This window comes from Bacteroides cellulosilyticus (genome assembly GCF_020091405.1).
In the GTDB taxonomy this organism is placed as follows: domain Bacteria; phylum Bacteroidota; class Bacteroidia; order Bacteroidales; family Bacteroidaceae; genus Bacteroides.
Genome location: NZ_CP081903.1, coordinates 678,319 through 705,098, shown reverse-complemented (window position 1 = coordinate 705,098; position 26,780 = coordinate 678,319). Strand labels below are relative to the sequence as shown.

15 protein-coding genes are annotated in these 26,780 nt (G+C 43.7%); all 15 read left to right on the top strand.

What is annotated here, in order from left to right; genetic code table 11:
* Nucleotides 1-74: 74 nt before the first annotated feature.
* Nucleotides 75-2,606 (top strand): glycoside hydrolase family 88 protein, encoded by a 2,532-nt coding sequence (locus tag K6V21_RS02450; protein ID WP_224320752.1) that lies wholly within the window; start codon nt 75-77, stop codon nt 2,604-2,606.
* 8 nt (nt 2,607-2,614) lie between these two features.
* A complete protein-coding gene (locus K6V21_RS02445) occupies nt 2,615-5,443 on the top strand; it encodes a glycosyl hydrolase (protein ID WP_224320751.1) in 2,829 nt (942 codons plus the stop codon).
* 143 nt (nt 5,444-5,586) lie between these two features.
* The gene (locus tag K6V21_RS02440; protein ID WP_224320750.1) at nt 5,587-7,416 is read left to right on the top strand and encodes a silent information regulator protein Sir2; all 1,830 of its coding nucleotides are present in this window, start codon (nt 5,587-5,589) and stop codon (nt 7,414-7,416) included.
* A 37-nt stretch (nt 7,417-7,453) separates the two neighbouring features.
* Nucleotides 7,454-8,977 carry a glycoside hydrolase family 28 protein gene (locus tag K6V21_RS02435; RefSeq protein ID WP_022209528.1) on the top strand — a complete coding sequence of 508 codons (1,524 nt, stop codon included), beginning with the start codon at nt 7,454-7,456 and terminating at the stop codon, nt 8,975-8,977.
* 119 nt (nt 8,978-9,096) lie between these two features.
* Nucleotides 9,097-10,554 carry a rhamnulokinase gene (rhaB, locus tag K6V21_RS02430; RefSeq protein WP_007217104.1) on the top strand — a complete coding sequence of 486 codons (1,458 nt, stop codon included), beginning with the start codon at nt 9,097-9,099 and terminating at the stop codon, nt 10,552-10,554.
* Between the two features lie 66 nt (nt 10,555-10,620).
* Complete coding sequence (locus K6V21_RS02425) at nt 10,621-11,871, top strand: L-rhamnose isomerase (RefSeq protein WP_007217105.1); 1,251 nt, start codon at nt 10,621-10,623, stop codon at nt 11,869-11,871.
* A 246-nt stretch (nt 11,872-12,117) separates the two neighbouring features.
* The gene (gene rhaT / locus K6V21_RS02420) at nt 12,118-13,149 is read left to right on the top strand and encodes an L-rhamnose/proton symporter RhaT (protein ID WP_007217106.1); all 1,032 of its coding nucleotides are present in this window, start codon (nt 12,118-12,120) and stop codon (nt 13,147-13,149) included.
* A gap of 100 nt (nt 13,150-13,249) precedes the next feature.
* On the top strand, nt 13,250-14,059 hold the full coding sequence (gene rhaD, locus K6V21_RS02415) for a rhamnulose-1-phosphate aldolase (protein WP_224320749.1): 810 nt from the start codon (nt 13,250-13,252) through the stop codon (nt 14,057-14,059).
* 70 nt (nt 14,060-14,129) lie between these two features.
* Nucleotides 14,130-15,428, top strand: coding sequence for a glycoside hydrolase family 105 protein (locus K6V21_RS02410; protein WP_007217108.1), 1,299 nt, complete (start codon nt 14,130-14,132; stop codon nt 15,426-15,428).
* Nucleotides 15,429-15,561: 133 nt separating this feature from the next.
* Nucleotides 15,562-16,482: an AraC family transcriptional regulator gene (locus K6V21_RS02405; protein WP_007210551.1), complete on the top strand. Its 921-nt coding sequence runs from the start codon at nt 15,562-15,564 to the stop codon at nt 16,480-16,482.
* Nucleotides 16,483-16,717: 235 nt separating this feature from the next.
* Entirely contained in the window at nt 16,718-18,139 is a 1,422-nt protein-coding gene (locus K6V21_RS02400; protein WP_224320748.1) for a glycoside hydrolase family 28 protein, read from the top strand.
* Nucleotides 18,140-18,200: 61 nt separating this feature from the next.
* Nucleotides 18,201-19,598: a sulfatase-like hydrolase/transferase gene (locus K6V21_RS02395; protein ID WP_224320747.1), complete on the top strand. Its 1,398-nt coding sequence runs from the start codon at nt 18,201-18,203 to the stop codon at nt 19,596-19,598.
* Nucleotides 19,599-19,929: 331 nt separating this feature from the next.
* Nucleotides 19,930-23,136 (top strand): SusC/RagA family TonB-linked outer membrane protein, encoded by a 3,207-nt coding sequence (locus K6V21_RS02390; RefSeq protein ID WP_224320746.1) that lies wholly within the window; start codon nt 19,930-19,932, stop codon nt 23,134-23,136.
* Between the two features lie 14 nt (nt 23,137-23,150).
* A complete protein-coding gene (locus tag K6V21_RS02385) occupies nt 23,151-25,148 on the top strand; it encodes a RagB/SusD family nutrient uptake outer membrane protein (protein WP_007217113.1) in 1,998 nt (665 codons plus the stop codon).
* A 129-nt stretch (nt 25,149-25,277) separates the two neighbouring features.
* Nucleotides 25,278-26,654, top strand: a complete 1,377-nt coding sequence (locus K6V21_RS02380) for a polysaccharide lyase family 1 protein (RefSeq protein ID WP_224320745.1) — start codon at nt 25,278-25,280, stop codon at nt 26,652-26,654.
* Nucleotides 26,655-26,780: the final 126 nt, after the last annotated feature.

Sequence of the window (26,780 nt, the reverse complement as noted above, 5' to 3'; positions counted from 1 at the left end):
CCTATTTTTGTGCCGTCAGGTATTGGCATGTTCTATAAAATAATCTATGTGAATCTATAAACTATTAAAGGCACATGAAAAAGCTTCTTGGATTTTCTATTTTTCTGGTATTAGTTTTGATTGCTTCTCTCACCGCAGAAGCAAAGGTGACACTTCCTGCTATTTTTTCAGACAACATGGTATTGCAGCAAAACACACAGGTGAATGTGTGGGGGAAAGCTGCGCCCGGAGAAAAAGTAAAGGTTAAAGCATCATGGCTGGATAAAGCTGTGACTGCCAAGGCTGCGGCCAATGGTAAATGGGCCGTGAAACTGAAGACACCGAAGGCAACAACCAACCAGTCCGTTACGGTGAGCGGTGAAAATGAGATTACCATTAATAATGTATTAATAGGTGAAGTCTGGCTTTGTACGGGACAGAGTAATATGGAGTTCCCCGTATCGCGCCATCCGGATGTGAAGTGGAATACCGGAATGCTGAATGAAGCGGAAGAACTGAAGGATGCCGATTATCCGGAAATCCGCCTGTTCCATGTGAAACACCAGTTGGCGCACGAGGGCGAGTTGGACGACTGTGAAGGGGAATGGTTGGTTTGCAATCCGAAGAACCTGTATGACTTTTCGGCCGTGGGCTTTGTCTTCGGACGTAAGTTATATAAAGAGCTGAAGATGCCCGTAGGGTTGATTCAGTCTACCTGGGGCGGAACACATGCGGAGTCATGGACGAAGCTGGATGTAATGAAGAAAAATCCGCTTTATGTCGATGTGCTGAAAGACTTTGCATTGGAAGGCGTGAAGCAACAGAAAAACTATTGCAAAGTACCCGCAACATTGTGGAATGGTATGATACATCCCATTCTGGGATATACGATAAAAGGAAATATCTGGTATCAGGGAGAGTCAAACTCTATCCGTGCCGATAAATACCAGCAGGTATTCACCAATATGATAAACAGTTGGCGTAAGGAATGGAAACAGCCGGATATGCCATTCTACTTTGTGCAGATAGCTCCGCACTACGGACAGCCGGCCACTATCCGCGAAGCGCAACTCCGGACTTGGCAAAGTGGACTCAAGAATGTGGGTATGGCAGTTATCACTGATGCGGGAGACTCGCTCGATATCCATCCCCGCAATAAAACAGTGACAGGTGAACGCCTGGCTGCCTGGGCATTGGCAAAGCAATATGGTAAGGACGTGACTTATTCCGGCCCGTTGTTCAAGACAATGAAGGTGGAAGGGAATAAAGCCGTGTTGAGCTTTGACTATGCTGACGACGGACTGATGACTCCGGACAATGAACCGGTGAAAGGCTTTATCATTGCCGGTGAAGATCGCCGCTTTTATCCGGCTACAGCCGTAATTAAGGGAGGCAGACTGGAAGTTTCCGCTCCGCAGGTTTCCGTGCCGGTAGCTGTGCGTTATGCATATTGCAATTTCTTCCGCGTGAATCTTTATAATAAAGCCGGATTCCCGGCCACTCCTTTCCGTACAGATACGTGGGAGCCGGATTCGTATGCCCGTTGGTTTGCCGATTCGGAAATGGTACGTTTTCCGAAAGCCTATCAGTTGGATCATGGGAAGCGTCTGTTCTTTGGATATGCGCAGGGTGTAGGCTGCTGTGCGATGTTGCAAATGTGGAAGAAGACAGGAGAGCGCCGTTATTTCGACTATGTGGAGCAATGGGCGGATTCACTGATTAATGATAAAGGAGAAATCCATTTGTATCATGTGGAAACATACAATATCGATTATATAAATTCAGGTAAGGTTTTGTTCGACCTGTACCGTGAAACAGGCAAAGAGAAATATAAAACAGCAATGGATGCCCTGGTTAAGCAACTGAAAAACCATCCGCGCACGCTGGAAGGCGCGTATTGGCATAAACTGATCTATCAGCATCAGATTTGGCTGGATGGCCTGTATATGGCGTCTCCCTTCCTTGCACAATATGGCGCGGAGTTCAACAAACCCGAATGGATTGATGAGGCGGTAAAGCAGTTTACGCTTTGCCAGAAACATACGTATGATGCCAAAACCGGACTTTATCATCATGCTTGGGATGAAAGCAAGAGCCAGCGTTGGGCAGATCCGGAAACAGGACATTCGCCTAACTTCTGGGGACGGAGTATCGGATGGTGGTTCATGGCGATGGTGGATGCGTTGGATTTCATTCCCGAAAACCACGAAGGACGCGCCCGGATGATTGGCTGGATACAGGGACTGGCTGAGGTGCTGCCCGCTTATCAGGACAAAAATGGTTTGTGGTATCAGGTACTCGACCAGCCGAAACGGAAAGGAAACTTCCCGGAAGCATCTGTGACCACGCAATTCATGTATGCTTATGCAAAAGCTGTGAATAAAGGGTATATTGACCCGAAATATCGTGCTGTGGCTGAGAAGGCTTTCAACGGATTGAAGAGTAAACTGATGGTAGAACGCCAGGATGGTACGCTGACACTGACACGTTGCTGTCAGGTGGGCGGCTTGGGCGGACATCCGTATCGCGATGGCAGCTTCGAATATTATATCGGTGAGAAGATGCGGGATAATGATGCAAAAGCAACAGGACCGTTCATTATGGGCTGTCTGGAGCTGAATAAATAGTATATATCATGAAAAAGAATTTATTGGCAATAATCTTTGCTTCTTTCTGTGCCGGAACCCTTTCCGCACAAAATATAGCGTGGCCCGAAGTAACTACGGAAACTAAACCGGGTGCTCGCTGGTGGTGGATGGGGAGTGCGGTAGATGCGGCTAACCTGACCCGCAATCTGGAAGCATATTCCAAAGCCGGGATGGGCACGATGGAAGTTACTCCTATCTATGGTGTGCAGGGTAATGATGCAAACGAGATTCAGTTCCTGACTCCCGGGTGGATGCAAATGTTACGCCATACGGAAAGTGAAGCTGCACGCCTGGGTATGAAGATTGATATGAACACAGGTACGGGCTGGCCTTTCGGTGGCCCGGAAGTGGGTATAGAAGATGCTGCCTGTAAATTGCTGATTGAAGAATATACACTGAAGGGTGGTGAACGCCTGAAAGAAAAGATAGAAGTGACGGATGAAAAACAACGTCCGTATGCCAAACTGTGTAAGCTGATGGCTTTCAGAGTGCTGACTGACGCTTCTACTTCGAAAGAACAAAAGGCTGTACGTTGCTATGACCTGACTTCGAAGATAGAGAACGGAAAGCTGGCATGGAAGGCTCCGAAAGGGGAGTGGCGGCTGATTGCCGCTTTCGTTGGTAAAACATTTCAGAAAGTGAAGCGTGCTGCTCCCGGCGGTGAAGGATATGTGATGAACCACTTTTCGGCAAAAGCAGTATCCAATTATCTGAACCGGTTTGAACAGGCCTTCGCCGGAAAGGCGACTGATGGTTCTGCCGGAACTCCAACAGAGTATCCGCATAATTTCTTCAATGACTCTTATGAAGTTTACGGTGCCGACTGGACGGACGACCTGTTTGAACAGTTTGCCCGTCATCGCGGCTATAAACTGGAACACTTTCTTCCGGATTTCCTTTCGAAAGACCGGACAGAGACTACCCGCCGCATTATCTCCGATTATCGCGAAACTCTTGCCGAACTGCTTCAGGAGAACTTCACCCGCCAGTGGACGGACTGGGCGCACAAACATGGTTCACGTACCCGTAACCAGGCACACGGTTCTCCCGGTAATCTGATAGATCTTTATGCAACGGTCGACGTGCCCGAATGTGAGGGGTTCGGACTGTCCGACTTCGGTATCCGAGGATTGCGTAAGGACTCGCTGACGCGCCCCAACGACTCTGATCTTTCCATGCTGAAATATGCTTCTTCGGCAGCGCATATTGCCGGAAAACCGTTCACTACTTCGGAGACATTCACCTGGCTGACAGAGCACTTCCGCACTTCACTTTCGCAGTGCAAGCCCGATATGGACCTGATGTTTATCTCGGGTGTGAATCACATGTATTTTCATGGAACCACTTACTCGCCCGCTGAGGCTGCCTGGCCGGGTTGGAAGTTCTATGCTTCCATTGATATGAGTCCTACGAATACTATTTGGCGGGATGCCCCTGCATTTTTCGATTATGTCACCCGTTGCCAGAGTTTCCTGCAAATGGGACAACCGGATAATGACTTCCTGGTTTATCTGCCTGTATACGATATGTGGGATGAACAGGATGGACGTCTGTTGCTTTTCGATATTCATAAGATGGCAAAACGTGCTCCCCGTTTTATAGAGGCGGTACATCGTATTTATAGTGCGGGATATGATATGGACTATATTTCCGATAACTTCATCCGTAATGCCATGTGCCAGGATGGCAAGATATTGACTTCCGGTGGTGTCTCTTATAAAGCGCTGGTAGTTCCCGGCGCCCGCCTGATGCCTGCCGATGTACTGGAGAAACTGCTCCGTCTGGCAGATGAAGGTGCTACGATTGTCTTTCTGGAGCAATATCCGGAGGATGTGCCGGGGCTGAATACTTTGGAAGGACGCCGTACTGAGTTCAATAAGGCGCTGGCACAGATAAAGGAGCGGGAAGGAAAGGGACATATTCTCTTTGGAACAGACTATGCTCGTACACTGGCCGCCACTGCTGCTGTTCCCGAAGAGATGAAGACTACTTTCGGATTAAGCAGCATTCGTCGCTCGCATCCTGAAGGACACCACTATTTCATCTCTGCTTTGAAAACAGAAGATACCGAAAACTGGATACCTTTGGCTGTGCAGGCACGTTCGGCAATGCTTTATAATCCGATGAACGGAACCTCCGGTAAGGCACGGTTGCGCCAGAATAATGGCAGGACGGAAGTGTTCCTGCAATTGGCATCCGGTGAATCTGTTATCCTGAAGACGTTCGCGGACCAGGAAGTTTCTGCACCCGAATATGGATACTGGACGCCTGTGATGCAGAACGATGTGAATAAGATGTCTCCGGTAACTTATTCTTTTACCGGTAAATGGGGATTCCGCTTTGTAGAGGCAAGCCCTGCGGTTGCTGCCACTCCGGACAGTGTATCTCTTGGCTCATGGACGGAAATTCCTGCCGAAGGTGCAAAGAATGTGATGGGAGCTGCTTGCTATACCACTACGTTTACACTGAAGAGTCCTGCCGATGCCGGAGAGTGGATGCTCGACCTCGGGGATGTTCGTGAGAGTGCCCGTGTACGCATCAACGGACAGGCGGTAGCTACGCTTATTGCAGTTCCTTATCGTTGTTTGGTGGGTAAGTATCTTCGTCCGGGCGTGAATACATTGGAGGTGGAAGTTACCAATCTGCCCGCTAACCATATTGCTGATATGGATCGGCGCGATGTTCCCTGGCGTATTTATAAGGATGCCAATATTGTGAATATCCATTATAAAAAGGATAATTATGGCAAATGGGAACCGGTCCCAAGCGGGTTACTGGGACCTGTGCACTTGATTCCTATGCAGATTTTGGAATAGTATTTATAATGCCCTTGAACAACACTTGTGTGGCATAAATGTAATGCAAGTGTTACGCAAATCAAACACTTGTGTGGTACAAGTGTAACGCTTGTGTTACACAAACGGTACATTAGTGTCACTTCAAACTAAAGCAATAATCAATGAAATCGAATCTAATTATGCTCTGCTTGCTTGGATTGGCAAGTACTCTGAATGCCCAGGATCCTCGCGAGAGGCATTACTACTACGAAATTCTTGATCCGAGGCACGAACCGAAACCCTTAGTGGAAGGTTTTACCCGGGAACGGGTGACCGAGAATCTGAGTCGTGGACTGACAGTAACTCCTGCCCGCGATGGCAAAGGTGTTTATTTCAGCTGGCGGTTATTGGCATCGGATGCCCCCGGCACTGCTTTTCATGTCTATCGGGAAGCTGACGGTAAAGTGCGTCGCCTGACTAAAAAGCCACTTACGCAGACTTGTGACTTTATAGATGCTACTCCTGCCGAAAAGGCGTCTTATTGGGTGGAAGCCCTGGTGAAAGGAAAGAAGCCCGCCCTGTCAGAGAAATGGGAAGTGATCCTTTCCGAATTGAAACCTTATACTTCTATTCCATTGAAAGAGAATGTGAAAGCCGGGAAGATCGCTTTAGCAGATTTGAACGGTGACGGTATTTATGACTATATCATCCGTACTCCCGAAACGAATGTTGACCCCGGTATGCCCGGAGATACCACCGGAAAAACATATAAAATATCCGCTTACCTGAGTGACGGAACCTATCTCTGGACTTATGATATGGGACCGGGTATCGAACCGGGAATCTGGTATTCTCCTTTCATTGTATACGATTTCAATGGAGATGGGAAAGCTGAAGTTGCCATCAAGACCGCTGCTGATGACTATGTGAAGAATGAGAAAGGCCGTGTTTGTGGTGGCAGTGAATACCTCTCCGTGCTGGATGGCATGACCGGTAAAGAGATAGATCGCGTGGACTGGCCTGAACGGAACGACCGCTATGGAAATCTGATTCGCCAGAACCGCAACCAAATGGGGGTTGCTTATCTGGATGGAAAGACACCTTATATATTGGCTGCCCGCGGCACTTACAAACTGATGGTGGTAGATGCCTGGATGCTGAAAGACGGAAAACTGCAACGTGCCTGGCGTTGGGATGGGGATGAAGAAAATCCCATTGTGCGCAGTATGGGTGCGCACAGCATGGTGACGGCTGATGTGGACGGTGACGGACGGGATGAGATTTTGTTAGGCTCGTGTATGCTCGATGATAATGGTACGTTACTTTGGTCTTCCGGCTTGGGACATAGTGACAAGGCTTATCTTTGCAAACTTCAGCCGGATATGGAAGGTATGCAGGTGTTTATGGTGAGTGAACCGAAGAAAGAGGATGGTCGCGGTGTTTCCGTGGTGGATGCAGCTACCGGCAAATTGATCTGGAAAATCGGGCAGACCACCTATCATGTAGGTGACGGTATGGTGGCCGATTTTGACCCTTCACATCCCGGTATGGAATGTTTTGCCAGTGAAGACCGTAAAGGTGGCAGTACGGATAAATACCTGCTCACTGCCGCTGGCAAGAAAATAAACACTACAAATGCAGAAGTACCCGGTTGCCGTAATTGGATATGGTGGGATGCGGATCTGCTGCGTGAGACTTTTAAAGGAGATGATAACCGCTGGGGAGCTTCTTCATCTTCCGGTGGGCGCAAACAAAGCATCTGGAAATGGCAGGGGGAAGTGTTGACTGGAGGAATCGAAGGTGATATCTTGATGATAGCTGACCTGGAAGGTGATTGGCGTGAAGAACTGATTACTGCTTTGCCGGGAGAGTTGCGTATCTATCATACCAATATTTCGGCTTGCGACCGCCGCGTAACGCTGATGCAGGATCCGCTTTATCGTAGCTATGTGGCGCATCGCAGCATGGGGTATCCGCAGGCGCCCGTACCTTCCTTCTATCTGGGAGAATAGAAATAAATATCTGATTATAAATAAAAAAGAACTAAGAATGACGAAACAATTGTATGTGATTGCAGCCGTGTGTCTGTGGTTGCTCAGTGCTTGCCAATCTTCAACGTATAAGTATGAAGCGGTATATAAAGACCTGCCTTTTGATATGCCAAGGGTAGAAGCACCGAAATTCCCCGATCGCAAGGTGAACCTTGCTGACTTCGGTGCAGTGGGTAATGGCGAAGAACTTTGTACGGCGGCTTTTGCCAAGGCTATTGATGCTTTGGCAGAAAAGGGGGGCGGACATTTGATTGTTCCTGCCGGTGTTTGGTTTACAGGTCCTATTGTCCTGAAAAGTAATATTGACCTGCACTTGGAAAAAGGTGCTGTTATCCTCTTTTCACCTGATGTGGACCTCTATCCATTGGTAGAGACTGTATTTGAAGGATTGGATACCCGTCGTTGCCAATCGCCTGTTTCCGGACGCAATCTGGAAAATGTAGCGATAACGGGAGAAGGTGCCATTGATGGTAACGGACATTATTGGCGTCCTCTGAAACGGGAGAAAGTGACAGAAGGTGTATGGAAACAGACTATCGCCCGGGGTGGGGTTTATAAACGTCCCACCTATTGGTTCCCTTATCCACAGACGCTGAAAGGGGATACTATCAGTAATATGAATGTACCTCAGAATCTGAAAACCGAGGAAGAGTGGCAGAGTGTGCGTCATTTCCTTCGTCCGGTGATGGTGAGCCTGATAGAGTGTAAGAATGTATGGTTGCAGGGTGTGATTTTCCAGAATTCACCGGCATGGAACCTGCATCCGTTGATGTGTGAGAATGTGCTGATAGAAGAAGTGCAGGTACGTAATCCGAGTTATGCACAGAATGGTGATGGTCTGGATCTGGAATCTTGCAAGAATGCACTGATTGTGAACTCTACATTTGATGTGGGCGATGATGGTATTTGTCTGAAGAGTGGTAAAGACGAAGACGGCCGCCGCCGGGGACGTGTTTGTGAGAATGTGGTGGTAGATGGTTGTACAGTATTCAAAGGCCACGGTGGTTTTGTGGTTGGTAGTGAAATGAGTGGTGGTGTACGCAATGTCTCTGTCAGTAATTGCCAGTTTCTGGGTACGGATGTTGGTTTGCGTTTTAAGAGCAAGCGCGGACGCGGAGGAGTTGTTGAGAATATCTGGATACGTAATATTGCCATGATGGATATCCCGACGGAGCCGATTACATTCAATCTTTATTATGGTGGCAAATCGGCTGTTGAAGTGTTGGAAAGTGGTGAGAAGGTACCTGCTAAAGTAGAACCGCTGCCGGTGGATGAAACTACGCCTTGTTTCCGTAATATTCATGTGAAGAACCTGGTTTGTGCCGGAGCCCGCCGTGCCTTATTCTTCAATGGTATCCCTGAAATGCCGATTGATGGTATTGTGTTGGAAGATATAGATATTACTTCTAAATTGGGAGCTGAATTTATATATAGTAAGAATATCAGTATGAAGAATGTGAATATTCGTAATACGGAAGGAGAAAAGATAGTGACCCGTTATTGTGAAGGAGTGGAGGAGTAATTTGATCTCTGTGCACTCTCTGGTAAGAATATCAGAAACAGCACCTTTTCAATCAAAACTAATACAAAGTATAGGGGAGGTTTCCCCTATTTTTGTATCGTCAAATTATATTTAATATCATGAAACATTGCTTTTTTGCGGTTGATTTGGGAGCCACCAGCGGCCGTACCATATTGGGAACATTCACTCCCCAGGGATTGGAATTGCAGGATGTAAACCGCTTTCCTAACCATCTGATCGAAGTCGGCGGACATTACTACTGGGATATTTACGAATTGTATCGTCACATTCTGGAAGGTTTGAAACTGGCTGCCCGTATGGATGATGTACAGATAACTTCTATCGGAATTGATACTTGGGGAGTGGATTTTGTATGCGTAGGTAAAGACGGCGGATTGCTTCGCCAGCCCTATTCTTATCGTGATCCGCATACTAAGGGTGCTCCTGAGGCATTCTTCAACCGTGTTCCCCGTAAGCAAGTTTATGGATGGACAGGCATCCAGGTCATGAATTTCAATTCACTTTTTCAATTAGATACTTTACGTCGTAATAAAGATAGCGCACTGGAAGCAGTTGATAAGATACTTTTCATGCCGGATGCACTCAGTTACTTATTGACGGGGGAGATGGTGACAGAATATACCATTGCCACCACAGCGCAACTGGTGAATGCCGAAACACGTCGTTTGGAATCGGCATTGTTAAAAGAAATCGGATTAACGGAAGAGCATTTCGGCCGTTTTGTTTATCCGGGCGAAAAGGTAGGTGTATTGACTAAAGAAATACAAACGATCACTGGGCTGGGAGCAATTCCGGTGATTGCTGTTGCCGGGCATGATACGGCTTCGGCTGTGGCGGCTGTGCCGGCACTGGATCGTAACTTTGCTTATCTGAGTAGCGGCACATGGTCATTGATGGGTGTAGAGACGGATGCACCGGTTATTAATGAAGAAACCGAAGCTTTAAATTTTACGAATGAGGGCGGTGTTGCCGGAACCATTCGTTTGCTCAAGAATATTTGTGGTATGTGGTTACTGGAACGCTGTCGCTGTGATTGGGAAGAGATCTCTTATCCCGAACTGATCGCCGAAGCGGAAGCCTGTGAACCGTTCCGTAGCCTGATAAATCCGGATGACGCTCTGTTTGCCAATCCGATGAATATGGAACAGGCAATCCGTACCTATTGTGCTGACCATCATCAGCCGATACCGGAGACTCGCGGACAGGTGGTGCGGTGTATCTTCGAAAGTCTGGCACTGCGCTATCGTCAGGTGCTGGAGAATCTGCGCAATCTTTCTCCCCGTCCGGTAGAGGCCCTGCATGTTATCGGAGGTGGCAGTCGTAATGATTTATTAAATCAGTGGACAGCCAATGCAGTAGGTATACCAGTAGTGGCCGGTCCGTCAGAAGCGACAGCAATCGGTAATGTCATGATACAAGCCCTTACAGCGGGTGCGGCGAGTGACGTTGTTTCCATGCGTCAGCTCATCAACCGTTCCATTCCGTTGAAAACCTTCACCCCGGAAAATGTGGAAGTATGGAATGCTGCTTATCTGCACTTCCTGCAGTTAGCCTGATTTCCCTTACCGCCTGAATAGAAAATACTTAATACTTAAAACTTTATAATTAAAACTAGTACCATCATGAAAGAAGAATTAATCCAGAGAGCCTATGAATTGGCAAAAGAACGTTATGCGGCTATTGGCGTAGATGTAGAAAAAGCAATGGATGCTTTGCAAAAGATTTCCCTTTCCCTGCACTGTTGGCAGGCAGATGATGTAGCCGGATTTGAAGCGCAGGGTGCGCTGACAGGAGGTATCCAGGCTACCGGAAACTATCCCGGCAAAGCTCGCAATATGGAAGAATTGAGACAAGACGTCTTGAAGGCAGCCAGCTATATCCCCGGAACTCATCGTTTGAATCTGCATGAAATCTATGGTGACTTCGGCGGTAAGTTCGTTGACCGCGACCAGGTGGAGCCGGCTCATTTTGAAAGCTGGATACAATGGGCGGCCGAAAACAATATGAAGCTGGACTTCAACTCTACCTCTTTCTCTCATCCGAAGAGTGGCAATCTTTCACTTGCTAATCCTGATAAAGGAATCCGTGATTTCTGGGTGGAGCACACAAAACGTTGCCGTGCTATTGCCGAGGAAATGGGTAAACGCCAGGGCGATCCTTGTATCATGAACCTGTGGGTGCATGATGGAAGTAAGGATATTACTGTAAACCGTATGTTATATCGCGAGTTACTGAAGGATTCTTTGGATCGTATCTTCGAGGTGGAATACAAGAATATGAAGGACTGTGTGGAGTCTAAAGTGTTCGGTATCGGTCTGGAAAGTTATACGGTAGGTTCCAATGATTTCTATATCGGTTATGGTGTGAGCCGTAATAAGATTGTTACGCTGGATACAGGTCACTTCCATCCGACAGAAAGCGTTGCCGACAAGTTGTCTTCATTGTTACTGTTTATTCCGGAAATCATGTTGCACGTGAGCCGTCCGGTACGTTGGGATTCTGACCATGTAACGATAATGAATGATGAGACGATGGACCTCTGCAAAGAAATCGTACGTTGTAATGCTTTGGATCGCGTGCATATCGGTTTGGACTATTTCGATGCTTCTATCAATCGTATCGGTGCGTATGTAGTAGGTAGCCGTGCTACACAGAAATGTGTGTTGCAAGCTCTGCTGGAACCGCTGGATACATTGCGTAAATACGAGGCGAACGATCAGCTGTTTGAACGCCTTGCTCTGCTCGAAGAAGGAAAATCTCTGCCTTGGAATGCTGTTTGGGATATGTTCTGTCTGAGAAACGGTGTACCTGTAGGCGAGGAATTCATTACTGAGATACAGAAATACGAAGCAGACGTTACGTCGAAACGCTGAAATTAGTGTACATTTGCAACGGCTAAGGATGAGGGCGATAATGACATGCGTATGTCACCACTCATGACATGCGCTTGTCACCATCCCTGACATGCGCTTCTCACCACCCCCTGACATGCGCTTCTCACTACCCATGACATGCGCTTGTCGTCACCACTGACATGCGCTTGTCGTCACGGTATCTTTGGGAAGTGTGTAAGCACTTGATAATTAGTTCGTTGCGGATGACTCAAATAGACGAAAATTATGAATACACTGATAGGACTTTTGATTATTGCCATTGGCAGTTTCGGGCAGAGCAGCTCGTATGTGCCGATAAAAAAAGTGGACGGATGGTCGTGGGAAAGCTTCTGGCTGGTGCAAGGAATCTTTGCATGGCTCGTCTTTCCGTTGTTGGGCGCACTGCTTGCCATTCCGGCGGGAAGCTCCTTACTGGAACTCTGGGGCGCAGGAGGCGCTTTGCCAGCTATGGTTTACGGCGTTCTGTGGGGCGTGGGCGGACTGACATTCGGATTGAGTATGCGCTATTTGGGTGTAGCACTCGGACAGAGTATCGCCCTTGGCACGTGTGCCGGCTTCGGAACACTCTTCCCCGCGTTGTTTGCCGGAAAAGATTTGCTTCATGGTGAAGGGCTGATGTTGCTCATCGGTGTCTGTATCACGTTGGCAGGTATTGCTATTATCGGATATGCCGGCAGTCTCCGTTCCAAGAATATGACGGAAGAGGAAAAACGCGCTGCCGTTAAGGATTTTGCTCTGACAAAAGGGCTGCTTGTGGCTCTGTTGGCAGGTGTGATGAGCGCTTGTTTCGCTCTCGGTCTGGATGCGGGAACACCGATAAAAGAGGCAGCTTTGGTTGGTGGAGTAGAAGCGCTCTATGCCGGACTGCCTGTAATCTTCCTGGTAACTCTTGGAGGTTTCTGTACGAATGCCGCTTATTGTATCTGGCAGAATATCAAGAATAAGACGGGTAAGGAATATCTTTCTGTGAAAGGTTCGGTACTGACGAATAATCTGTTGTTCTGTGCGCTTGCAGGCGTATTGTGGTATTCTCAGTTCTTCGGCCTTGAAATGGGTAAGAGCTTCCTGACAGACAGTCCTGTACTGCTTGCTTTCTCCTGGAGCATCCTGATGTCATTGAACGTAACGTTCAGCAATGTCTGGGGAATTCTGTTGAAGGAATGGAAAGGTGTCAGCAATACTACGATTGCAGTCCTTATTTTGGGTTTGGTAGTTCTGATATCTTCTATTATTGTGGTGGCAATGGCGCAAGTGTAATAGTATATATAGCTACGAGCTACGAGTTACAAGTGCCTTTCGGTATGATAGCGCGCAACTCGTAGCTTGTAGCTCGTAACTCGTAACTTAATTTATTATAATGAAATCAATTCTCGAAAACCGTCCGACATTGACTTATGCAGTCAATCAAGTGGCAGAAGTTGCCGGATATCTCTGGCAAAAAGGGTGGGCCGAACGTAATGGCGGTAATATCACCCTGAATATTACTGAATTTGTAGACGATGAAATAAAAGCATTGCCTGCCATCAGCGAAGTGAAACAAATCGGCGCTACTCTTCCGTATCTGAAAGATTGCTATTTCTATTGCAAGGGCACCAATAAGCGCATGCGCGATCTGGCCCGTTGGCCAATGGAGCACGGTTCTGTGATTCGTATTCTGGATGGCTGTGCCAGCTATGTTATCATTGCCGATCATCCGGTGATGCCTACTTCCGAACTTCCTGCCCATCTTAGTGTGCACAATCGCTTGATTGAGAAAGGATCTCCCTATAAAGCTTCATTGCATACCCATCCTATCGAACTGATTGCTATGACGCATTGCAAGAAATTCCTGGAGAAAGATGTGGCTACCAATTTACTTTGGAGTATGATTCCTGAAACAAAGGCTTTCTGTCCGCGTGGTTTAGGCATCATTCCTTACGAACTGCCAAGCTCTGTGAAACTGGCGGAAGCAACTATTGAACAACTTGAAGATTATGACGTGGCTATGTGGGAAAAACATGGTGTTTTTGCTGTAGATGTGGATGTTATGTCAGCTTTCGATCAGGTAGATGTATTGAATAAATCTGCCTTGATTTATATTGCTGCCAAAAACATGGGCTTTGAACCTGATGGCATGAGTCAGGAGCAAATGCAGGAAATGACTCGCGCATTTAATCTTCCTAAATAACTCTTAAGCGGATAGTAGTAGTTTCCGCCTGCTACTATCCGCTTGCTACTAACTACTTAAAACTATAATCATGAAACGAACATTCTTTTCCCTCGCCCTGCTGTTGGCAGTGGCAACCCTTACCGCCCAAACCAAGATGACGGCAAGAGAAGCTGCCGTAAAGATTGCAGACCGCATTCTTGCCAGCACTACATACGAGTTCAAGAATACGAAGACTGGTGAGACATATAAGTCCGTCAAGAAGTTACCTCTTGATATGGACGTAAAGGTTGCTTGCAAGTATAATAACTGGCACTATACCAATGGGGTAACAAACATGGCTTTGATGGAACTGGGTGATAAGCTCGGTGATAAGAAGTATGAGAAATATGTTTTGAAGAATATGAACTTCGTATTCAACGAAGGTAACCTTGATTTCTTCCGTAAACAATATGATGAAGCTTTTAAGCGGGATGGTTGGAATGCTGTCCGCAAATTGAGTTGGCACATGATCTTCCGTGGCAAACGTCTGGACGATAATGGACCGATGGGAGCCAGTTTGATAGAGTTGCAGTTGAAGTATCCTAATGATTCATTTTTGGGTTATATTAATGAGACTGCCGAACATCTGAATTACGGTGAACCTCGTTTGGTTGATGGTACCATTGCCCGCATCTGGCCACACGTTAATACTATCTGGGCGGACGATGCGTTCATGGCAATTTCTTTTTTGGCACGTATGGGTAAGTTGACTGGTGATGAGAAGTATTTCAATGATGCCGCTAATCAGGTATTGAATTATAATCGCTATCTCTGGTGTCCTGAAAAGCAGATTTATTATCACTGTTATCATACAGACAATAAGGAACATGGAGTAGCTCATTGGAGCCGTGCCAACGGCTGGGTGTTTATGGCACAAGCTGATTTGCTCAGTATGATGCCGAAAGATCATCCGATGCGTGAAGCGGTTATTGAAAATTTCCGCCAGCAAGCCAGTGGTGTAGCTCGCTATCAAGGTAAGAACGGACTTTGGCATCAATTGCTGGATAAGGAAGATTCTTATGAAGAAATCACCGGTACCGCCATGTTCGTGTTCGGTATTGCCCGTGGTGTGAAGGAAGGTTGGTTGCATCCGGACTTTATCTATGTGGCGGAACAAGGTTTGAAGGGTATGATGAGAAAAATCTCTGATGATGGTGATGTAACTTCTATTTGTGTAGGAACCGGTATTATGCCTTCTGTGGCATACTATTACAACCGTCCTACCCAAGAGAACGATCCTATGGGTGAAGGTCCTGTACTCCGTGCACTTATCGAGATGATAGATGCACCTAAGTATACAGAAATCAAGGCTGAACAACAATATGATAAGATTGTCGTAAAGAAATAGACTCTTTCTCTTTATTCGTATTTATTAGTCCGCTCCGGTATATTTTTAGAATTAACCCGGAGCGGACATTTTTTTATTCGCAAATAATTTCTATTTTTGCCCTTACCTATCCTATCCTGTAAAAACACGTATTATGACTAAGAACTATAATGATTTAGGGGTTGAATTTAAGTACTTGATTGTAAATGACATGGACCAGAAATTCGGTCTGTGGGTAAATACTGTAGGCTTTCAGTCTATCCAGCCGAATTCTCCCTATCCCTTGAAGGACCATCCTTCTGGTTACTTCTTCAATGCTCAGAAGGGACGTGTTTTACGTGAGTATCAACTGGTTTACATTACTAAAGGTCGAGGATTATTTACCTCTGAGACCACTCCTGAAAAGCAAGTTTGTAAGGGAAGGCTCATGGTGCTGTTTCCCGGACAGTGGCACACATACCACCCATACCAGCAGACAGGATGGAATGAATACTACATTGGTTTTGAAGGACCGGTCATAGATGATATGTTGAAAGGTGGTTTCCTTTCTAAAGATAATCAAGTATTAGAGGTGGGGTTGAATGAAGAATTAGTTACTCTTTTCTCGCGTGCATTGGAAATTGCTGAAGCTGATAAGATTTCTTCTCAACAATATCTTTCTGGTATTGTGTTGCATATGATAGGAATGATCCTTTCCATTTCTAAGAATAAGATTTTTGAGGTTGGTGATGTTGATCAAAAGATTGAACAGGCAAAAATTATTATGAATGAAAATGTGTTCAAAGATATTGATCCGGAAGAATTGGCTATGAAACTGAATATTAGCTATTCCTGGTTCCGCAAGGTCTTTAAGGATTATACGGGATATGCGCCTGCCAAATATTTTCAGGAATTGAAACTTCGTAAAGCAAAGCAGTTGTTAGTAGGTACATCTCAGTCTGTCAAGGAAATATCTTTTATGCTCGATTATAAATCCACTGAGCATTTTTTCTCTCTTTTCAAAAAACGTACTGGATTTACACCCTTGGAATATAGATCTTTTGGGCGTGAAACCGGAATTGTGGACGAGGAATAAACACTACTTTTGAAAAGTTGAAAGACTCTTCTGACAATAATAGTCGGAGAGAATTTAAGCGTAAGATGAGACAATAGATACTTTTTGATTGGACAAAATCAAAAGGAAAAGTATTAGGGTCAAAAGGAATATAATTGTAGCTGTATAATTGTTTACTTTTGTCCTTTATAAGAATTATTGTTTACTAATTGACCTTTCAATAACGCATAATTTACTTGTTAATCTAATTTATATAATGAAGAATTACTTTATTCTGTTTACGTTGTCTGTATGGATGACCGGTTTATCCACGAACGCTCATGGCAGAGAAATACCAGATTTCTTTTGGATGAAAAAAGTAGGTGCTATGTCTTATCCGGTACAGCAGGCTGTATATAATGTCACAGACTATGGCGCAAAGGGAGATGCTCTAAGTATGAATACTGTGGCTATTCAAAAAGCAATTGATGCTGCAGAACAAGCCGGAGGCGGAATTGTAGTGTTTCATCCAGGCATTTATCTTACCGGTTCTTTATTTGTAGGGAACAATGTAAATCTTCATATTTCAAAAGGAGTCACTCTTATAGGCTCTCAAGATATAGGTGATTATAAGAAGATAGATACGCGCGTTGCAGGAATAGAAATGGAGTGGCCTTCTGCATTGATAAATATCATTGGTAAGAAAAATGCTGCTATTTCTGGTGATGGAGTGATAAATGGGCGTGGCAAGGTGTTTTGGGATAAGTACTGGAATATGCGGGAGGATTATGAGGCAAAGGGATTACGTTGGATTGTGGATTATGATTGTGAACGCCCTCGCGGAATTCTTATTGCCGAATGTGAGAATGTGACTGTACGTGATATTGTATTGTATCAGCCTGGTTTTTGGAGTTTGCATGTTTTATATAGTAAGCATATAACAATTGATGGTATTATAATTAGTAATAATATTGAAGGTCATGGTCCAAGTACAGATGGCATTGATATTGATTCATCTGAATATATTCTTGTTCAGAATGCTAATATAAATTGCAATGATGATAATTTCTGTTTGAAAGCCGGACGAGATAGTGACGGGCTTAGGGTGAATCGCCCTTGCCAATATGTAGTGATTCGTGATTGTGTAGCTGGTTCAGGAGGGGGGATGTTTACTTGTGGTAGTGAAACCTCGGGGGGAATTCGTAATATAGTGGCATACCGAATGAAAGGTGTAGGTACAAAATGTGGATTGCGTTTCAAGAGTACTTGTCAGCGTGGTGGAGTGATTGAAGACATTTATTTGTATGACATCGAGATGATAGGGGTTGAACGACCATTTGTTGTTGATTTGAATTGGAATCCTGCATATAGTATTTCTAAACTTCCAAAGGGATATGATATGGAGAACATTCCAGTGTACTGGAGTAAAATGCTAGAATCGGTAAGTTTGGAACAAGGCACTCCTGTCTTTCGGAATGTTACTCTTGATAATGTAACAGCTTCTAATGCAAGAACTTGTATGAATGTAGTTGGAATAGCAAATAGCAAAATCGAAAACTTTATACTTCGTAATGTCTGTATTGAAGGTGATAAAGCTGGAAAAATCATTTGGGCTAAGGGCTGGAAATTAGATAACGTTCAGATTAAAGCTCATGATGAATTGATGTTGGAGTATAATGAGAATGTTGATATGCCATAATGTGCGTTGGAGTATAATGTTCGTGAGACAGAATGAAACTATGAATAAAAATATGTAGAATATGAATAAGAATAAACTTTTAGGAGGATTTTGTGCCGTAAATATGTTGGTTCTTTCTCAAATAGTGGTTAAAGCTCAGCAGTCAACTGCGGTAAACGATAAAAAAACTAATATTATTTTTATATTGGCGGATGATATGGGGTATTGTGATTTGGCTTGTTATGGGAATAAATATATTGAAACTCCTAATATTGATAAACTGGCAGCAACTGGCACTTCTTTTACTCAGTGTTATGCAGGATCGGGAATAAGTTCTCCTTCTCGTTGTGCGTTGATGACGGGGCGGAATACGGGGAATACTACCATTCGTGATAATTTCTGTAATGCAGGAGGTATTGAAGGGATGAAAGGTACAAAGCTTATACGAAGAATGCATTTGTTACCGAATGATACAACAATCGCTACTGTATTAAGTAGTGCTGGCTATCGGACATGTTTGGTAAACAAATGGCATTTGGATGGTTTTAATCCTGAGGCTACCCCTTTGAATCGAGGATTTGATGAGTTTTACGGCTGGCTTATTAGTACGGTTTATTCTAATGATCCATATTACTATCCTTATTGGCGTTTCAATAATGAGAAACTTGAAAATATAAGAGAGAATGAAGGAGACAAACATATAAAGCATAATACTGATCTTTCAACGGAAGATGCGATTAAATTTATAAATAGGAACAAGACAAATCCATTCTTTTTGTATTTGGCCTATGATGCACCGCATGAACCTTATATTATAGATGAAACGGTTTGGTATGATGATGAAACTTGGGATATGAATACTAAACGGTATGCTGCGCTTATCACACACATGGACCGGGCAATTGGACGCTTGTTGGCAGAACTTGACAGATTAGGATTGCGTGAGAATACAATGATCATTTTTGCTTCAGACAATGGAGCCGCTAAGCAGGCGCCATTGGCCGAGTTAGGATGTAAAGGTGCACTGAAGGGTATGAAAGGACAACTTTATGAAGGAGGAATTCGTGTGCCCTTTATTGTTAATCAGCCAGGTAAAGTTCCGGTTCAGAAATTGAATAACATTATTTATTTCCCGGATATAATGCCTACATTGGCCGCATTGGCTAATGCTACAGATAAATTGCCTCAAAAATTAAATGGGATAAATGTCTTACCTCTATTCTATGGTAAGCAGATGGATACGGATAATCGTTTGCTATACTGGGAGTTTCCCGGAAAACAACGTGCAGCTCGCAGAGGTGACTGGAAAGTTGTTACTATTAAAAAAGATGCTCCTTTAGAATTATATAATATAAAGGAAGACATGACTGAGTCTATGAATTTAGCCGATAAATATCCTGGAGTAATAGCTGAATTTGAAAAGGAAATGGAGAAAATGCATGTACCTACTCCCAATTGGCCATTACCCGGTGAGTTTTGAGTAGCTGTAATGATAGTTTATGAGGAAAGGATGTTCGTAGTGAGCATCCTTTTTTTATGGCATTTTTAGGATTGATTTTATATTTAACCTATTAAGAATACTACAATAAATCCTATTCTTTGTTTGAACTATTAGGTTATTTATTAAGAAAATCAAAAGAGAAAGTGTTTCGGTCAAAAAATACATCTTGTAGGTTGGTTTCAAATTCTATATTTGTAACCAGAATAATGTGCTCGATAACGGTTGTGCATTTGGTTAGGCTTAAATTTATTTATTAATCAAATTATATTAATAATCTATGAGAATCTTACACAGAAAAATGTGCTTATTAATGCTTCTGTTAATAAGCTGTCCTCTAAGCATTTTTGCCCAGAACAAGACGCTTACCGGTACGGTTCGCGATGCGATTGACGTGGTGATCGGAGCTTCTGTTACGGTGAAAGGTGACAAATCTATTGGTACTATTACCGATATGGATGGTAATTTCAAACTCTCTGTACCTGTTTCGGCTAAGGAATTGGTGGTTTCGTTTATTGGTTATGAAGATCAAACTGTTCTTATTGGTAACAAAACCCATTTTGCAGTTACGCTCAAAGAATCTTCAGTAATGTTGGAAGAAGTCGTTGCTATTGGGTATGCGAAGGTGAAGCGTAAAGAATTGACTGGTTCTTCTGTTTCTGTTGGTAGTAAGGATTTGGCTATCGCTCCTGTGACTACTGCAGCACAAGCATTGGCGGGTAAAGCGGCAGGTGTGAATATCGTACAGCAAAGTGGTGCTCCGGGGGCTGATATTAATATTACGGTACGTGGTGGTACATCTATCACACAAGGAACAGAACCACTTTATATTGTTGATGGTTTCCAAATGGAAAATGGTTTGCAGAATGTAGACATCAATGATATCGAAACTATTGATGTAATGAAGGATGCTTCTGCAACGGCTATTTATGGTGCTCGTGGTTCCAATGGTGTTATATTGATTACTACGAAATCCGGTAAGGCAGGTAAGACCGAAGTTTCTTATAATGGTTTTGTCAGTTTTGACCGATTAGGAAAGAAACTGGATTTGATGGGAGTTGAAGACTATGTAAAGTATCAGTATGAGTTCCAGTTACTTCGTGGCAATGAAGATAACTTCTCGAATATTTTTGGTGGAGATATTAATTCTGGTGATTTCTATACCGGTGCATACGGTCGTATTGCTAATGAGTATGGTAATCGTGCCGGCATTGATTGGCAGGATGAGGTGTTCGGTAATACGGGTATTACACAGAATCACAATGTGAATATCAGTGGTGGCAGTGAGAAGACTAAGTATATGTTGAGCTATAACTACACGGGTGAGGATGGTATAATGGATAAACATGGATATCAGAAGAATAGTATCCGTGCTAAGATTAATCATGAATTATGGAAAGGTGTACGTTTTGATTTTTCTTCCAGCTTACAAATGACAAAAATTGATGGTGGAGGTTCATTGGGCGGTACATTGAAACAGACAATTTTGCAACCGGTGACAGGTGGCGTGAAGTGGACTAATGAACAATTGTTAGGTTCTGATTTGGCTGACCTCTTTTCTGAAATGTATGGTGGGGATAATTATGATGCTAATAATCCAATCATCAATAATCAATCTATAACCAATGAGAAATATACTCGTATGGCAACAGTGAATGCCGGGTTGGAAATAGATATATTGAAAGATTTGACTTTCCGTACATCCGGAAGTTACATGTGGCAGCAAGTGCGTAAAGATTATTGGGATAATGGTAATACGAAGACAGCTTCGTCCAATCAAAGTCCTTATGGATATGGTTATCGCAATAACAGCGAAAAGTTTTCTTGGCAGATTACGAATACATTGAATTATGCATTTAATGTGAAAGAAGCCCATCGTTTTAATGTTCTGCTTGGTCAGGAAACCTGGTATCAAGAATCTATGAATCTGGATAATGAATACCGAAAATTCTCAGATGGCAACTTTGGCTTGAATGATGTCAGTATGGGTACTCCGCAGACGTGGAAATCAGGGAAAAGTAGAGTTGGCCTTGTCTCTCTCTTTGGCCGTCTTTCTTACAATTATAGTGACCGTTATTTGTTTACAGGAACATTACGTGCCGACGGTTCTTCTAAGTTTGCCCGTGGCCAACAATGGGGTTACTTCCCTTCTGCTTCTGCAGCATGGCGAATTTCAGAAGAAGGTTTTATGAAGGATTTTGATTTCTTCCAGAACTTGAAATTGCGTGTAGGTTATGGTACTTCTGGTAATAATAACGTTGATAATAATATGTATGCTACAGATTATGGCTCAGGTCATTATGGCTATAATGGTAGTGATTACATAACACTTGTGCCTGGTACAACACTTGGAAATCCGAAATTGAAGTGGGAAAAAACTACTACCACCAATGTCGGTTTGGATATATCAATTCTTAATAGCCGTGTTAATCTGTCAGTAGACTGGTATAACAATGAATCTTCCAATCTGTTAATTAAGAACCAAATACCTACTTCTACTGGCTATACCCATCAATTCCAGAACATTGGTTCTATCCGTAATCGTGGTGTAGAATTAGTTTTGAATACGACTAATATTCGTACAAAGGATTTCACTTGGACAATGGACTTCAATATTGCTTTCAACCGTTCAAAGGTATTGGATATTTATGGTGATGGTGAAACTGATAATTTCATAACAGAGTATGAATCTCGTATGGGTTTTAAAATTGAAAAAGGAAAACCGTTGGGACAATTCTTTGGTTTGATTTATGATGGTATCTATACGACAGATGATTTTACACAGAATGCTGATGGTGGCTATACATTGAATGCAGGTGTTCCTTATTTGAAAGGTTCTAATCGTGAAAATGTAAAGCCGGGTGATGCTAAATATAGACCGACGGCTGGTGAGGTAGATGCAGATGGAAATCCGGTATGGGGTACTAATGACCGTACTGTGATAGGAAATGCAGCTCCTAATTTCACTGGAGGTTGGAACAATACCTTTACTTATAAAGGATTTGATTTGACTATTTTCATGAATTTCGTAGTAGGTAATGATGTGTTCAGCATGAGTACTCAGCGCTTTATTGGCCCGTATCTGGCTAATCAGAATACACTTGAAAAAATGAAGAACCGTTTCACATTGATTGATCCTTCAACGGGTAAAGAAAGTTCTGATTTGGCTCGTTTGGCTGCACTGAATCCACACCAATATGATGGTAATGCTTTGTGGAATATTTCAGGGAATAACAAGACTGCCATTAGTGAACGCAGTAGTTATTACTTGGAAGATGGCTCTTATTTACGCTTAAATACGATCACCTTGGGATATACTTTACCAAAGAAATTAGTGCAACGCGCTAAAATCAGTAATGCCCGTGTGTATTGTACCTTGAATAACATTCATACTTTTACCGATTATACGGGGTATGACCCTGAAGTGTCCGCATCAAGCAGTGCATTAACACCGGGTATTGATAATTCTTCCTACCCGCGTTCCAAAAGTTGGGTAGTAGGCGTAAACTTAACATTCTAAATTAGACAATGAATATGAAAAAGATAATAAATATTTTAGGTGTATCCGCAGCTATGTTATTGGTTTTTACTTCTTGTGAAGACTGGTTGGATATGCCTTCCGAATCAAAAGCGGATAGTTCCACTGTTTTTGAAACAGTAGGAAGAGCAGAGATGGCTGTGATGGGTGGCTATTCATGGTTGCACACTCAAGAATTGGGATATCAATTATTGATGGGTACGGATGAGTCGGCTTCAACAGAGTCCAATTCCAAATACAATGTGGCCAACTATGACTATACCAATACTTCCAGTATGTTGAGTTCTACTTATACTAATATGTATAAGGCTATTGAATATGCTAATGTGTGCGTCAAGAATCTTCCGGAAATGAGTGTCAGTGACAGTGAGAAGAAAAAAGTAGATGCACTGTTGGGTGAGGCTTTGGCAATAAGGGCTTATGCCTATTGGAATATTGTCCGTTATTATGGCGATGTGCCTTACACTAATGTGCCGACAGCCGATTTGACTACATTTTCTTCTTCGCGCGTCAGTCGTGATATAATTTATGATAATTGTATCGAAGATTTGCAGCGTGCCATAGAGCTGTTACCTTGGAAAAGTGAAGGTATGGTTGCTACTCCCGAGCGTTTTACTAAGAATTCGGCATATGGTATATTGGCTCGTGTTGCGCTCTATGCTGCCGGTTATTCTTTACGTTGGGATCTGAATACGGTACCGTATACTCAGAGTTCTTTAAAGATTGCGCAACGTAGTGATGCTGCTCGTATAAAGGAACTCTATCAGATAGCGGCGGATGCTTGTAAAGCGGTTATAACTAAGGGAGAGAATAAATTGCTGGAAGACTATGACCAGGTTTTCAGAGATTTGGGAAATCAGCAATATAATGCTGAGACCATGCTTGAGTATGGTTGGTACAGTACTAATGGACCGGATGTCCGCACCGGTTATACGAATGGTATACCTACGAGCGGTACGGATAATGAAGGTTTAGGTAAGGGTGGTAGCCAGATGATAGCTATGCCGACATTCTATTTTGAGTTTGAAGAGGACGATCAACGGCGTGATGTTTCGGTATGTAATTATGGACTTAAATTATCTACCGGTAACAACGCTTACCAAATGAATACTTTTGCTGGCATGGGAGTAGGTAAATATCGCATTAACTGGAAAAAGGTTAGAGGATCTTCTGATAGTAAACGGGATTTTAATTGGCCTATATTGCGCTACTCTGATATCTTGCTGATGTATGCTGAGGCTTTGAATGAACTGAACAACGGTGCCACTTCCGAAGCCAAGAAGGCTGTAGAAGATGTACGCCTGCGCGCATTCAGGAATGATGCTGCCAAAGTGGGGACGATCCCTTCCGACTATGGAGATTTCAGGGATTACATTATACAGGAGCGTAAACTGGAGTTATCCAATGAAGGACTTCGCAAAAGTGATTTGGCTCGTTGGGGTATATTAGTTGATTATCTGACGGCTGAAAAGGAAAAGTTGGTTCAATTGGCCAAGCGTGAGGGCAGATATGCTGATGTGGATGTATATCGTGCTTATAAGCTGGCTTCAACGCCGTCTTTTGCAGATCCGACGATAGCCTTGCCTTACATCTCAATGACTGAACAGGATTTGGTGAATATGGGACTCTCTGAAGATGCATTGACTACTTTGCATACATTAAATTCTGGTTCTAAAGGTGCCTTGAAGACCAACTTCTTTGAAGCGGATGGAAAGGTTTATTTTAAGAAAGAAGATGTGCCGGCTGATGCAAAGAAGGTGGAAGAAGTGGAATATACGATTCTGAACATGTTCAGTGTTAATTCTATTAAACAGAAAGGAAACCTTTGTGTGGAAGACGTTGAGGGACTTTCTGCTAATAATGCATGGATTACGGGTAAGACCGGTGTCTTTTATGGTATGAAAAAGAATATGGTGGAGATACTGCCATTCAATACTACGAATATTATTGATGTGAATCCGGGACTTGCCGGTCAGCAGCATCCGTGTTATTAATAAATGCTTTGAAATAGGAAAAGGCGGATCTCTTGAGAGAGGTACCGCCTTTTTCTTCAGTAGCATACTTTTATTGAATGACAATCTACGTTTCAGAATACAAAATCAAAACAGTAAAATAGTGCAATCATGAAGAATACTTTTCTTATCACTTGCCTGCTTTTTGCAGTTACTTGTATGCAAGCGCAACAAATAGCTTTTCCCGGAGCTGAGGGGTATGGAAAATGGACTGTTGGCGGCCGTGGTGGTCGTGTACTTACCGTGACTAATCTGAATGACAGTGGGGAAGGCAGTTTCCGCGATGCAGTGGAGCAAACCGGTGCTCGTATAGTGGTCTTTGCCGTGGATGGAACCATTGAGTTAAAGTCTCCGCTTCGTATAAATAATGATAGTATTACTATCGCAGGACAATCTGCACCGGGTGACGGTATTTGTCTAAAGGATTATCCGTTAGTGGTGAATGCCAGTAATGTTATCATACGTTATATCCGTGTACGTGTGGGCGATCGATACCGTTTGGACAGTGACGGTATGGGAGGTGGACGTTACGGACAGAAGAATGTGATTCTCGACCATCTCTCTGTTAGTTGGAGCATTGATGAGTGTCTCTCTATTTATAAAACCGAGAACCTTACCGTACAATGGTGCTTGGTTGCCCATAGTCTGAACACTTCGGTTCATACAAAAGGAAGCCATGGCTTTGGAGGTATTTGGGGAGGATATAAGGCTACTTTCCATCACAATCTGCTGGCAAATCATGCGAGCCGCAATCCTCGTTTCTCCTCTGTAGATGGTACGAAATGGGTGGATTACCGTAATAATGTGGTGTATAATTGGGGATTCAAGACCGCTTATGGAGGTGGGCATCATGCTGAGATTAACATGGTGAATAACTATTATAAACCAGGACCGGCTTCACAGCATCATCGTTTGCTTGATGTTGCAGAGGATGGGACAGGGCGTTATTATGTGGCCGGTAACGTGATGGCAGGTGATGATGCTGTGACACATGATAATCACAGTGCTATAACTGATTGTGCCGGAAAATGCTATATCCCTGGCAGAAAAAGTGCCGGACCGGATTCTGGGATTTCTCCCGAAGCTATTCCGGCTTCGGGTGAAGAATGTGCATCCTGTTTGGTCGGTTCTCCTTTCCCGAGTGAACCGATCCATGAAGATACACCTGTTGTTGCTTATCAGCGGATTTTGGAATCTGTGGGATGTAGTTTCTCGCAGGATAGCTATGATCGTGAGGTCTTACGTCAAGTAAGAGAGGGGCTTGGTACATTCGGTACAAATGGTATTATCAACTCACAGGAAGATGTAGGCGGTTGGCCTGTATTAAAAGCTGGGAAAGCATTGAAGGACAGTGATGGAGACGGCATGCCCGATGATTGGGAAAGTAAGCATGGCTTAAATCCGAGAAGTGCTTCGGATGCATCTGCTTATACATTGAATGAGAACTATACTAATATTGAAGTTTATCTGAATAGTTTGTGCCGGTAAATGTAATATACCTATTAATAGCGATTGCGGCGTATACTCCTATCGAATACTCCGGCAAGATATTTACCTGCATATAGCGATTGTTTTGCTTTCAATTTATAGAGACTTTTGCAGTGATTTATTAAC